Annotated in this window: 13 protein-coding genes; 10 read left to right on the top strand and 3 right to left on the bottom strand. The window is 43.2% G+C overall.

Features of this window, described 5'->3' with window-relative positions; all coding sequences use genetic code 11:
* From WKF69_RS11580 to WKF69_RS11540, 9 genes are all read left to right on the top strand, one after another.
* On the top strand, positions 1-190 hold a 190-nt coding region (locus WKF69_RS11580; RefSeq protein ID WP_340382070.1), incomplete at its 5' end, for a hypothetical protein.
* A gap of 157 nt (positions 191-347) precedes the next feature.
* Positions 348-848, top strand: a complete 501-nt coding sequence (gene tnpA, locus WKF69_RS11575) for an IS200/IS605 family transposase (RefSeq protein ID WP_340382068.1) — start codon at positions 348-350, stop codon at positions 846-848.
* Between the two features lie 82 nt (positions 849-930).
* A complete protein-coding gene (locus WKF69_RS11570; protein ID WP_340382066.1) occupies positions 931-1,521 on the top strand; it encodes a TMEM175 family protein in 591 nt (196 codons plus the stop codon).
* Between the two features lie 751 nt (positions 1,522-2,272).
* Positions 2,273-3,577, top strand: coding sequence for an MFS transporter (locus tag WKF69_RS11565; protein WP_340382084.1), 1,305 nt, complete (start codon positions 2,273-2,275; stop codon positions 3,575-3,577).
* A gap of 575 nt (positions 3,578-4,152) precedes the next feature.
* Positions 4,153-5,277, top strand: a complete 1,125-nt coding sequence (locus WKF69_RS11560; protein ID WP_340382064.1) for an ATP-binding protein — start codon at positions 4,153-4,155, stop codon at positions 5,275-5,277.
* A gap of 405 nt (positions 5,278-5,682) precedes the next feature.
* Complete coding sequence (locus WKF69_RS11555) at positions 5,683-6,150, top strand: hypothetical protein (RefSeq protein WP_340382062.1); 468 nt, start codon at positions 5,683-5,685, stop codon at positions 6,148-6,150.
* Positions 6,134-6,580 carry a helix-turn-helix transcriptional regulator gene (locus WKF69_RS11550; RefSeq protein ID WP_340382060.1) on the top strand — a complete coding sequence of 149 codons (447 nt, stop codon included), beginning with the start codon at positions 6,134-6,136 and terminating at the stop codon, positions 6,578-6,580. The genes WKF69_RS11555 and WKF69_RS11550 overlap by 17 nt, the downstream gene beginning before the upstream one ends.
* Before the next feature lie 5 nt (positions 6,581-6,585).
* Positions 6,586-7,041 (top strand): hypothetical protein, encoded by a 456-nt coding sequence (locus WKF69_RS11545; RefSeq protein ID WP_340382059.1) that lies wholly within the window; start codon positions 6,586-6,588, stop codon positions 7,039-7,041.
* A gap of 586 nt (positions 7,042-7,627) precedes the next feature.
* Positions 7,628-8,467: a DUF3883 domain-containing protein gene (locus WKF69_RS11540; protein WP_340382057.1), complete on the top strand. Its 840-nt coding sequence runs from the start codon at positions 7,628-7,630 to the stop codon at positions 8,465-8,467.
* 19 nt (positions 8,468-8,486) lie between these two features.
* On the opposite strand, the gene WKF69_RS11535 is transcribed toward WKF69_RS11540, so the two are convergent.
* The 3 genes from WKF69_RS11535 to vsr form a co-directional block, all read right to left on the bottom strand.
* Positions 8,487-9,083 (bottom strand): HNH endonuclease, encoded by a 597-nt coding sequence (locus tag WKF69_RS11535; RefSeq protein ID WP_340382055.1) that lies wholly within the window; start codon positions 9,081-9,083, stop codon positions 8,487-8,489.
* Complete coding sequence (locus WKF69_RS11530) at positions 9,034-10,014, bottom strand: DNA cytosine methyltransferase (protein WP_340382053.1); 981 nt, start codon at positions 10,012-10,014, stop codon at positions 9,034-9,036. Before WKF69_RS11530 ends, WKF69_RS11535 begins: the two co-directional genes overlap by 50 nt.
* Positions 10,015-10,164: 150 nt before the next feature.
* Positions 10,165-10,500, bottom strand: a complete 336-nt coding sequence (gene vsr / locus WKF69_RS11525; protein WP_340382051.1) for a DNA mismatch endonuclease Vsr — start codon at positions 10,498-10,500, stop codon at positions 10,165-10,167.
* A gap of 114 nt (positions 10,501-10,614) precedes the next feature.
* Here vsr and WKF69_RS11520 point away from each other — a divergent pair, with 114 nt between their 5' ends.
* Positions 10,615-10,860, top strand: a complete 246-nt coding sequence (locus tag WKF69_RS11520) for a hypothetical protein (protein WP_340382049.1) — start codon at positions 10,615-10,617, stop codon at positions 10,858-10,860.
* The last annotated feature ends 664 nt before the right edge of the window (positions 10,861-11,524 follow it).

Genomic DNA, 11,524 nt, shown 5'->3' with positions numbered 1-11,524 from the left:
TTCTCAAATCTATCTTCAATTCGTGTTTGCTGTAAAACACAGACAAGCTTTGATTCCTTTTAAAGAGAGATTCTTATTTAAATTTCCGAAGATTAGGACGCCCCTGCGGACTCCGCTTACATTTATCGTTAAACTACAAACCGGGAGCTCCGCTGGAACCGTTGTAGTGTCAGTAGGAAGCAGCGAATAATCTGTTATTACCGTTATCTAAATCTCTTTTTCCACGCCGGGGAAATATAAATATATTGTACACCAGCAATCAGGAGATTGCGTACCTGCTCCGTTAGGAGCATCCTGTTTATAGAATCATTTATAGTTTAACGGGCTCCGGCGGAGCCTCCTGTTCAATGGCCAACTCCTATTCTCAAATCTATCTTCAATTCGTGTTTGCTGTAAAACACAGACAAGCTTTGATTAATCCAGTGCATAAGGAAGAACTTCATAAATACATTACAGGTTTGGTTCAAAACAGGAAAGCTAAAATGCTTGCCGTCCATTGCATGCCGGACCATGCACATATATTCGTTGGTATGAACCCTTCCATTTTAATCTCTGATTTCGTTAAAGAGATTAAAGTTGAGAGCAATCAATTTATTAATGATAAAAATTGGGTTAGGGGCAGATTCGGATGGCAGGAAGGATATGGTGTATTTTCATATTCACATTCTCAACTGAATTCAGTAATACATTATGTATTGAATCAGGAAGCACACCATCAAAAGAGTACATTCAAACAAGAATATTATCAACTGCTTAAAAAATTTGAAATACCTTTTCAAGAGAGATTTTTATTTGAGTTTTCGGAAGATGAGGAGGCACCTACGGAGCCCGCGTGCACAAATCGTTAATACTACAAACAGGGAGCTCCGAAGGAGCCGCGGTAGAGAATTTAACTTATAATTATTATTTTGCCTCTTCACCAACCTAAATATGATAACAAAAGGCCGTTTAGGAGCATTCAGCGACGCTGTCATTGCAATCATCATCACCATTATGGTCTTGGAGCTTAAGGTTCCGCACAATGCAAATCTTGAAGCGCTGGTTCCCCTGATCCCAATATTTATAAGCTATGTTCTTAGCTTTATCTACATCGGGATCTATTGGAACAACCATCATCACATGCTCCATGCAGCAAAATCTGTGAACGGCAAGATCCTCTGGGCTAATATGCACCTGTTGTTCTGGCTGTCGATGGTCCCTTTCGTAACCGGATGGATGGGAGAGAATCATTTCGAAATGTGGCCTGTCGTATTTTACGGGATAGTATTGCTCATGAACTCCATTGCCTATTTCATTTTAGCCCAAACCCTTGTCAAACATCACGGCAAAAAATCGCTGATAGGAACGGCGGTGGGTCACGACTGGAAAGGTAAAATGTCAACAGCAATATATGCCGTAGCCATTGGATTATCGTTTGTCAATGCCTGGATTGGTATCAGCCTTTATACTGTTGTTGCCATTATCTGGTTGATTCCGGATTCGAGGATGGAGAAGGTTCTTTTGAAGGGAGTGGAGAGTTGAAAACTGAAAACTGAAAATTTCCTGGGGTAACTTAGTTCACGAAAACTTCATTCGGTTAAGTAATAATATTATCCCCGCCTCGTGTCGGCGGAAGTGCACATACTTTTTGCTTTAGGCCAAAAAGTATGCATGCCGACCGAAGGGAGACCATGAACACCTGCAGGAAAATAACAACATGTGAATAAAACCCCACCGCTGCGCCTGGCGCTATGGAAGTCACTGCTGAGGCTTAGGTTGTGGATGCCGCACCAGCCCTGCCTACCGGCAGGCAGGCAATGCGGACTGACGGTGAACGGAGATACAGTGCTGAGGCCCAAGAAACGTACCCACAGCCTAGCTGGTGTAGAGGGGGCGTGCCTTTGGCCCGCGGGTATGCGCACCTTTGGTATTTAGCGATGTCGTTAGGTACGATGGGTAGCTGACATTAATTTATCGTCTGTCATTGCAGGTTGCAGAACTCGCCCTCCTGAGATTTGGCAGTAAAGGCGCGCTTTTAACCCCAAAATACCTTTAAATGTTACCCTGCCTTAAAGCAATACGGAGAAGTGTTGCAGATTCTTTCAGTTCTTACACTGTCATTCATACGGCTTGGATTGCGCATTGGGGCTAAAACGTGGATTTACAACAAATATCAGGCAGGCGCGGCTTTTTTGCTTACTTTTTCAGCTGATGGAAAAAGTAAGTGCTCTTCCGCCGGCACGAGGCGGGATGACTCTCATTTATAACTTTCTATCACTATTTTAGTGAATAAATAAATTGTAAACTGGAACCAGAAAAAATTTCAAGTAAACGCCTCCGTGCAATCTTTGGCGGCAGCATCGGCAACCTCGTCGAATGGTACGACTGGTACGCCTACTCCGCTTTTGCCTTATACTTTTCTGCTTCCTTTTTCCCGGCCGGGGATAAAACAGCACAGCTATTAAATACCGCCGGTGTTTTTGCCCTGGGTTTCCTGATGCGGCCAATAGGAGGCTGGATGTTTGGCCGGATTGCAGATAAAGTAGGAAGGAAGAAGAGCATGACCCTCTCGGTATTGCTGATGTCGTTCGGCTCGCTGCTGATCGCGTTCATTCCCACCTATAATGACATCGGGATAATTGCCCCGGCTATTCTTCTAGTCGCAAGGTTACTGCAGGGCCTCAGTGTCGGCGGCGAGTATGGCGTATCCGCAACCTATCTCAGCGAGATGGCCACCAAAAACAGGCGCGGCTTTTATTCCAGCTTTCAATATGTAACCCTTATTGGCGGACAGCTCATTGCCCTGGGAATCCAGCTGATCCTCCAGCGCTGGCTCCTTACCGAAGAGCAGCTTCACGACTGGGGCTGGCGTATTCCTTTTATCATTGGCGCCATGCTTTCACTGGTGGCCCTTTACCTCCGCCAGAGCCTTTACGAAACCCACGCCTTTGAAGCGCAGAAAAATAAGCCCGACGAAAAGAAAGGCACTATCCGGGAATTGCTCAAACACCCGCGGGCCGTGTTAACTGTTATTGGCTTAACCCTGGGCGGTACCCTTGCCTTCTACACCTACACCACCTACATGCAAAAGTTCCTGGTGAATACCGTCCACCTCAGCAAGAGCGAATCGACTCTGATCTCCTTCTGGAGCATGCTCATCTTCGCCCTGCTGCAGCCTGCTTTCGGCGCCTTGTCCGACCGCATTGGCCGCAAGCCTTTGCTTATCGGCTTTGGTGTTTTAGGAACCCTCTGCACGGTTCCCCTGCTCACCGCACTCAGCCATACCACTTCCCAATACCAGGCATTCTTCCTCCTCCTCGCCGGGCTCATTATTGTCTCCGGTTACACCAGCATCAACGCCGTTGTAAAAGCCGAGCTCTTCCCTGCTCAGATCCGCGCACTTGGGGTTGGCTTGCCTTACGCGCTTACAGTTGCCATCTTCGGCGGCACTGCAGAATATGTGGCGCTGTGGTTAAAAGGGGCTGGGAATGAAGAGTATTTCTACTGGTATATAACTGGGTGTATTTTTGTGTCGCTGATGGTATATGTTTCCATGAGAGACACTAAAGAGACATCTTTATTGAATAAAGATTCTTAATAGTATAACACCGCCTCATGCCGGCGGAAGTGCACATACTTTTTGCTTTAGGTCAAAAAGTATGCATGCCGACCGAAGGGAGACCATGAACACCTGCAAGAATATAAACAACATGTGAATAAAACCCCACCGCTGCGCCTGGTGCTATGGAAGTCACTGCTAGGGCTTAAGCTGTGATTACCGCACCAGCCCTGCCTACCGGCAGGCAGGCAATGCGGAACAACGGTGAACGAAGATTCAGTGGTTTGGCCTAAGAATCGTACCTGACGCTTGCTGGTGTAGAAATGTTGGCCTGAGGCCCGGATAGCAAACGACAATTGAATTATTAGGTGTGCGGTGTGTACGCTAGTGCTCCCCTGCCAAGGGGAGCTGTCCCGCTTTTCGCGGGACTGATGGGTCAACCGCTATCTATTTAGCGGGAGTTGAGAAATAATCAAATGCGAGGACTGAACAGCGGAAAGGGTTGTGGCTCTAACGTTTTTCAACTTTGGAAAGCTATTGAAAATCCTTAAATATTATGTTATCTTTGGATTATAATCCCGTAATATTATATTTTTAAGGGATTTAAATCCAGTATGATCGCAAGAAGTTTACAGTCCAAAATCGAAAACCGGCTTTTTAAAGGTAAGGCGATATTGATATTTGGCCCGCGGCAGTCGGGCAAGTCGACAATGGTCGAAGCTATTTTAATGGATAAAGAACACCTTTATTTAAATGGTGACGATGCGGATGTGCGGGAATTATTAACAAACACAACCGCAGCAAAGCTAAAATTAGTCGTTGGAAACAAAAAAATACTATTTATAGACGAGGCTCAGCGCATACCGAATATAGGCCTGACACTTAAATTATTTACTGACCAGATTAAAGATGTGCAGGTCATAGCCACTGGGTCATCAGCGTTTGAACTTTCGAGCCAGGTAAATGAACCTTTAACAGGCCGGAAATATGAGTACATGCTTTACCCTTTGAGTTTTGAAGAATTAGTTCAGCAAAACGGACTGATCAGTGAGAAGCGATTATTGGAACATCGAATGATCTTCGGTTATTACCCTGAAATAGTTACGAATCCGGGCGAGGAAGCCGAATTATTGAAACTTCTGGCAGGAAGCTACCTGTATAAGGACCTCCTGATGCTGGAGCAGGTTAAAAAGCCGGCCATTTTGGCAAAATTGCTTAAAGCATTGGCCTTGCAAATTGGCAGCGAGATTAGTTACCAGGAGATCTCCCAAACAATTGGCAGCGATCCCAAGACTATAGATAAATATATTGATCTCCTGGAAAAGACATTTGTTGTATTCCGATTACCCGCCTTAAGCCGGAACGTTCGCAATGAAATCAAAAAAGGCAAAAAAGTTTATTTTTATGACTGCGGGATCCGGAATGCAATCATTAATAACTTTAAGCCTCTTAGTTCAAGAACCGACGCCGGCGCGCTTTGGGAGAACTATATAATAGCAGAAAGAATAAAATCACTCCGTTATCACAACATAGATGTTGATCAATACTTCTGGCGCACCACTCAGCAGCAGGAGATAGATCTGATTGAAGACGATGGTGAAGCCTTATCGGCCTATGAATTTAAATGGGGTACCAAAAGCCGGTCTAAGTTTCCACAAACTTTTATGGAAAACTATAGAATATCTGAGACTTTGGTTATCACACCGGAGAATTTGGAGGATTTCTTGATGATTAGCTAAGTTTATTTAGGCTTTATTGGGTTCTTCCCCGCACAGATCCGTGTACTGGGTGTTGGCTTGCCTTATGCTCTTACAGTTGCCATCTTTGGGGGCACTGCAGAATATGTAGCACTATGGTTAAAAGGGGCAGGGAATGAAGAGTATTTCTATTGGTATATAACGGGGTGTATTTTTGTGTCGTTGATGGTGTATGTTTCTATGAGAGACACGAGGGAGACGTCGGAGTTGGAGAAAGATTCTATATAAATGGCAAATCTGCCCTTTACTCAATAAAGTTTCCCATTGTAAAAATGTAATGTATATTTGCCTGAATTTTAGTTTTAAGTGAAACCATTCGTGTTTATAATCGTATATTAATATAATCTTTAGTTTTAAGTGAACTATAGCATTGTTAAACTTAATCAATTGTCAGGTGTTAAAACCAGCGTTTATTCTGTAAGGCTGCAGGGCGAGGCAGATACCTTGTTTGAGCAATTTATCAATGAAAACGTCGAGTCTAACCGTGATGAAATTCAGAATATACTAATCAGGTTGCAGGAAATTGGCTCTGCGACGGGTGCGAGGGATATTTTTTTTAAGCACAACGAAGGGAAGCCGGGAGATGGCGTTTGTGCTTTATACGATGAGCCTAAAAAGGACCTTCGGCTATATTGTATACGGTATGGATGCGTAGCTATTATATTAGGAGGCGGTGGACCCAAAAACGGAGCTAGAGCCTGGCAAAATGATGAAAAACTATCTAAAGAGGCTAAGAAGATTATAGAGGTCTCAAATGATATTCAGGAAAGATTGAGAGAAAAGGAACTCGAATGGCTAAATGAAGGAACAGAATTAACGGGAAATTTAAATTTTTCAGATGATGAAAATCAATAAGAAAGTAGAGCAGCATAGCAGCCCTATTATAAGCGAATTGCTTAATAAAATAACACCTGCGGAGAAAAAACGAATAAGTATAAAAATGCAACTTGCTGCCAAAATAGACGACCTGATTTCACAAAGGGGATTCACAAAGAGCGGCTTTGCCGGGAAACTTGGTAAAAATCCGTCGGAAATTAGCAAATGGCTGAGTGGAACACATAATTTTACTCTTGATACTTTAGTCGAAATTTCGGACGCGTTTGACATTTCTATACTTGACCTCTTTTTATCGCCACCGATTAGAACAGTGAACAAAATTCACTTTGTCGTAATTTCCGAAAAACGGCCACAGGATATTGTGTATGATACGCCTAATATTTCTTCATTTTCAAATACTCCGGTAAAAGCCAAGAAAGGGAAGTATTCCGTGTTAACTCCATTTTAGCAGAAATGTCAGCAACAGATAATAAGGAAATTGATGCTCAGCTTCAACTGACTGCTATAGAGCTATTAAAAGGTTCGATAAATTTGCCCAGTATACCCGACCAGTCTTTCACAGACTTCGTCTTCAATATCAACCTTGAAAGTAGGGTGGATCAGATGAAAATGTTGGTATATATCATTACGGATGTGGAGATCAAAAGTGCAGATCAAACGCTAACATTAGGGTCACTAACTTCCAGTTGTATTTTTAAGATTTTAAATTTTGCTGATATTGTTACAATCACTAAGGAAGGTCTGGTAGATCTGCCTCAACAGTTATTGGACATACTCAACTCCATCTCAATCTCAACAACCCGGGGCCTGATGTTTTCAACTTTTAAAGGGACGTTCCTCCATAATGCATTTCTTCCAATTATAATTCCCAAAAAACTTTCCGAACAACCGCCCAGGGATAAACCCTAATATGCATTTACAGGCATAACTTACTCCTCCTCGCCGGTCTAATCATCGTCTCCGGTTACACCAGCATCAACGCCGTTGTAAAAGCAGGGCTTTTCCCCGCACACATCCGGGCACAGGGGGTTGGATTACCGTACGCACTTCAGTTGCCATCTTCGGCGGCACGCAGAATATGTGGCGCTGGGTTAATAGCGCAGGGAATGAAGAGTGTTTCTATTGGTATATAACGGGGTATATTTGTGTCGCTGATGGTGTATGTTGGGATGAGGGATACGAAGAAAAGTTCGGATTTGGAGAAGGATGGTTGAGTGTACTTGCGGTAATTACCTTGGGCAATTTTTCTTAACCGCAAATGCGCAGAGTTAATAGGGCTTGTATTTTTGTTTCGCTAATGTATGGAGATGAGGTTACAGAAGAAAATTCTGAGTTAAATAAAGATCCTCAATAGTAATCTATTCGATCACAGTCGCGGCGACATTCGGTTTTAACTGTTTCAGCCTTTGCTGGCAGTGTTTATCCACCAGGGTCTCGTAATATTTAATTTGCTATATTCCCAAAGAGAACATAGTCATACATAAAATTGAACTCAGTGAACCAAGATTGGTCAGATATAGAAGCAGAATTAATTGTAAAAGATTACTTCAAAATGCTTGTAAAAGAAACTCACAACTTGCCACTTAACAAAACCGAACACCGTCAAAGACTTTTACCTTTTTTAAATGGTCGTTCTGAGGGATCAATAGAGTTTAAGTATGCAAATATTAGCGCGGCCCTTATCACTCTTGGTCTCCCATATATAAGGGGATATAAACCACGATATAATTTTCAGAAAGCAAAGCTTCTCTTAACAATTCAGCAATATTTAGAGCTTAATCCAAATATATATAGCTTATTTAGACAATTTGTCAACTCCCACCTTGCAGTGAAATCCGTTGCTATTAACTTTGAGAATTGGGTAGTGTCACCACCTTCACCGACGAATTATTTTGAGGAGCCCTTACCTTTAACATATCGCCCTGTTAAAATAAACTACTTGGAGAGAGAACAGCATAACAGAGACCTAGGGTTTAGGGGTGAGGAGTTGGTTATGGAATTCGAGCGTTATAAACTAATTAGAGCTGGACGGGAAGGGCTGGCAGAGAGGGTTGAATGGGTATCTAGGGACAAAGGCGATGGTATGGGTTATGATATTCTTTCAAAGAATTTATCAGGCACAGATAAATACATCGAAGTAAAAACTACCAAGTTAACTCGTGAGGCTCCTTTTTTCTTTACTTCAAGGGAATTGCAATTTTCTGCCAGCGTGGCTCAAGACTTTCATCTATATAGGGTTTTTGATTTTAACAATAATCCAAAGATGTTTTGTTTAAATGGTAGCTATAAGCAGTTTTGTAAGATGGAGGCCGTACATTATAGAGGGTGGATTTAAAGCACCTCTGCTCACTAAGCTATTCCTTCAAGAGCTTTTTCGCCTGTTCAGGAAATTTCTGCAATATCCATTTTAGAACTTCCAACTGATCACCTGATGGTGCTCGTCTAATTTGGGCCAGCAATTTTATAGCCTGTGGCCTGCTTAATGTCAAATTTGATGCACCTTCATTACAAACTGAACAAATGGCTCGAAGATTCGACGGATCGTCAGTGCCTCCCATAGATTTGTCAACTGTATGCCCCAGATGCAGACGTGTTTTTCTTCCAGCGTCGTAGGGATGGGGTTCTCCTGCTGCTGCACCGCACATTTGGCAGGTGAAGCCATTACGATCTAATACAAAAGCTCTTGTTTCTTTGGAAATACCTCTTTCGAAAGCGGGTAGTGGTTTCAAATTGATGACCATGTATTGTCCGGGCTTCAGGTCACTCCGATCGTTGTGAGTAACTATATTCATACCCTCTTCATTTCTAAGTTCACGAACCCGCCTTCCCCATTCACTCGTTCCTGCTACTTCGCTTAAAGCTTTAGAGTCTAGTATTACTCCAACATTAGCTGTCAGGAAATCACGCAGCTTCGCTTTCGAGCCTTTTTTTCGTGGTTTTTTGGCTGTCATAAGATACAAGAGCTTTAAATATTGATTCACCAATCGCTTTTGCAACGGGTGGTGGGAATGCATTACCGACCTGGCGGTATGCGGGTGTTTTTTTCCCGGCAAACTGCCAGTTATTCGGAAAGCCCTGGACAAGCGCCGTCATTCGTAGCGTGAGTTTTGGCATAGCATTTGATCCGATTAAAGGAGGGTTGTCTGCAAGGCCCTTACCATTTACTCCAAGAGCTGCCCACGCCTGTTTAGATCGGGTAGGGCCTAAATCAGCTCCACCGTGCTTCTTGGAACCACCTACAATAGTAGGCGCTATCCCGTGAGCCTGTTGTGCCCAAGTTTTAGCATCCCATCCGAGAGTACTCATTTCTTTGTACAATAGAGTACCGATACTGGGTGGAGGCGTGTTATTTTTTTCAGGCCAGGTGAAAAATTCAAAATAGCATGTTTTCAATGCTATCAATATTGCTCGAGGTCTTAATTGTGAAACTCCATAGTCAGAAGAATTAATTAGTTTCCATTCGCACTGGTATCCCAGACTTCTTAGTTCTTCGAGTATGGAATATCTATACGTGTCGAATTTTGTTGAAAGTATTCCTTTAACATTTTCAAGCATAATAGCTTTTGGATTGCATTCTTTTGCAATTCTTATTGCTTCGGGGAAAAGATCTCTTTCATCAAGCTGGCCAAGCTGCTTTCCGGCAATTGAAAAGGGAGGACACGGAACTCCACCCGCTAAAAGATCAATGTTTTTGTATCCTGTAGCAGAGAATATTTTTACATCCTTATTAATGACATTCCAGTTTGGTCTGTTAAATCTAAGGGTCTGGCATGCCAGATATTCAAGCTCTACAAGTGCAGTATGATCAAAACCAGCTTGCTCCAGACCCAGCGCTTGCCCACCCGCCCCGGCACATATTTCAATTGATGTATATTTCGACATAACGGTAGCGTAAAATTATAAGTTTTCGCGATCTATTCAGGAAATAAAAGTACTAAAAATATTAGTATTTGCAAGGCGTGATGTCATTTATTAAATTCTGTAGGCTTATGTCTAAATGAATACGTTTAAGATCGCATTCCCATACTTTAATTATTTTCCAACCTTTAAAGCACACTGCTTCTTCCGCAGTCTTTCTTTTTTTATATTCCCCCCTATCTTCCTCACCCACCACTCCGTTCTGGTCTTCGGCACCACATAATACTTACACCCGTCATGCCCATGCCAGAAACACCCGTGCACAAAAATCACAGTCTTATACTTGGGCCGCACAATATCAGGCTTGCCCGGCATATCCTTAACATGCAGCAGGAACCGAAACCCATTTTTGTGAAGAAACTTCCGCACCAGCATTTCAGGTTTGGTGTCCTTGCTGCGGATGCGGCTCATGTTATATGATCTCGTTTCTTTCGAATGAACTTCAGCCATAATCTCTTAACTGTTTTCCGGCAGAAATGTTATGATAACCGGTAACTGCCGGCAACTACCGGCAGCTAAATATATTACAGATCTTAATTTATCGCTGCTAATTTCACTAAAGCTATGAATGGCTTTAATGAACATCTGCGCCTGAGTTCCTGGAACTACCGGATCCTGGAACTTCCGCAGGAAAAGTTACTCAATGAAATTGAAACCTTCACCCGCGAGACCATCATCGAATGGCTGCTGTGGAATGATCCTAACGGCATTTACACTGATGAGATGTCGTTGAAAGAGTTCGGGAATGTTATGTCGCGTGATGAGGGAGTTGAAATCATGTTACGGCAGATTGAAGAAAACCGTTTGTAATTCTTCGCCAGCCCGTCTTTGCGATCTAAACCTCTGCGATCTCTGCGGTTAATATTCGTTAGGTACGATTCCCTTAACAACAATCCCCAAAAACATTAACCACCTGTAGCCGCCGGCAGCTACCAGTAATTAATGTTCGATCGCACCCTCATATCCCGCTTGAGACTCACGGCTGCAGTCGCGTAACGTAACGAGATATCTGGCTGCTTGTCGGAAGGCTGGCCCGTTAAATAAGCCTCCTCCCAACTATATGATAGAACCAGCCGAAGCCAGTGTTGTCCAGATAAATCGGCATCCTCCATTGCCGATATTTTTAAAAACAAGATGTCAAAGAACGACCGGGCTTGCCACCCGGGGCATATAGTTTAAAATTCGGGAGAGTTGAGCTGTTATTGAAATTTTGACCGAAAATGACTATTTGTTCGCTTGAGGTTTTGAGCGGCTTTGTGTATTGTATTGGGTTTGTTCTGCCGGGCTTCGGCTGGTACTGAAGAAATTCAGAAGCGCGCCCGAAAAAGGGGCGAATTTGGTATAAATTTGTCTGGGACTTGTCTGCCGTTTGTCTTGGTTCAGGGGCGAAGGACTTTAACGGAGTCCACTCCCTGCCCCCAATGTCATTAACTTAAGGGACGGGAGGTTCCCACTTTCGTGGGAATGACAAAAC

Origin of the sequence: Daejeonella sp., from assembly GCF_037719425.1 — a bacterium.
Taxonomy (GTDB): Bacteria; Bacteroidota; Bacteroidia; order Sphingobacteriales; family Sphingobacteriaceae; genus Daejeonella.
This window is presented reverse-complemented; position numbering and strand designations above follow the sequence as displayed.

Excerpts from the sequence above, each read along its gene's own strand:
- WKF69_RS11535 (WP_340382055.1), bottom strand. The coding sequence starts at position 9,083 with ATGACAGCCAAAAAACCACGAAAAAAAGGCTCGAAAGCGAAGCTGCGT.
- tnpA (WP_340382068.1), top strand. The coding sequence starts at position 348 with ATGGCCAACTCCTATTCTCAAATCTATCTTCAATTCGTGTTTGCTGTA.
- WKF69_RS11550 (WP_340382060.1), top strand. The coding sequence starts at position 6,134 with ATGATGAAAATCAATAAGAAAGTAGAGCAGCATAGCAGCCCTATTATA.
- vsr (WP_340382051.1), bottom strand. The coding sequence starts at position 10,500 with ATGGCTGAAGTTCATTCGAAAGAAACGAGATCATATAACATGAGCCGC.
- WKF69_RS11530 (WP_340382053.1), bottom strand. The coding sequence starts at position 10,014 with ATGTCGAAATATACATCAATTGAAATATGTGCCGGGGCGGGTGGGCAA.
- WKF69_RS11520 (WP_340382049.1), top strand. The coding sequence starts at position 10,615 with ATGAATGGCTTTAATGAACATCTGCGCCTGAGTTCCTGGAACTACCGG.
- WKF69_RS11545 (WP_340382059.1), top strand. The coding sequence starts at position 6,586 with ATGTCAGCAACAGATAATAAGGAAATTGATGCTCAGCTTCAACTGACT.
- WKF69_RS11560 (WP_340382064.1), top strand. The coding sequence starts at position 4,153 with ATGATCGCAAGAAGTTTACAGTCCAAAATCGAAAACCGGCTTTTTAAA.
- WKF69_RS11570 (WP_340382066.1), top strand. The coding sequence starts at position 931 with ATGATAACAAAAGGCCGTTTAGGAGCATTCAGCGACGCTGTCATTGCA.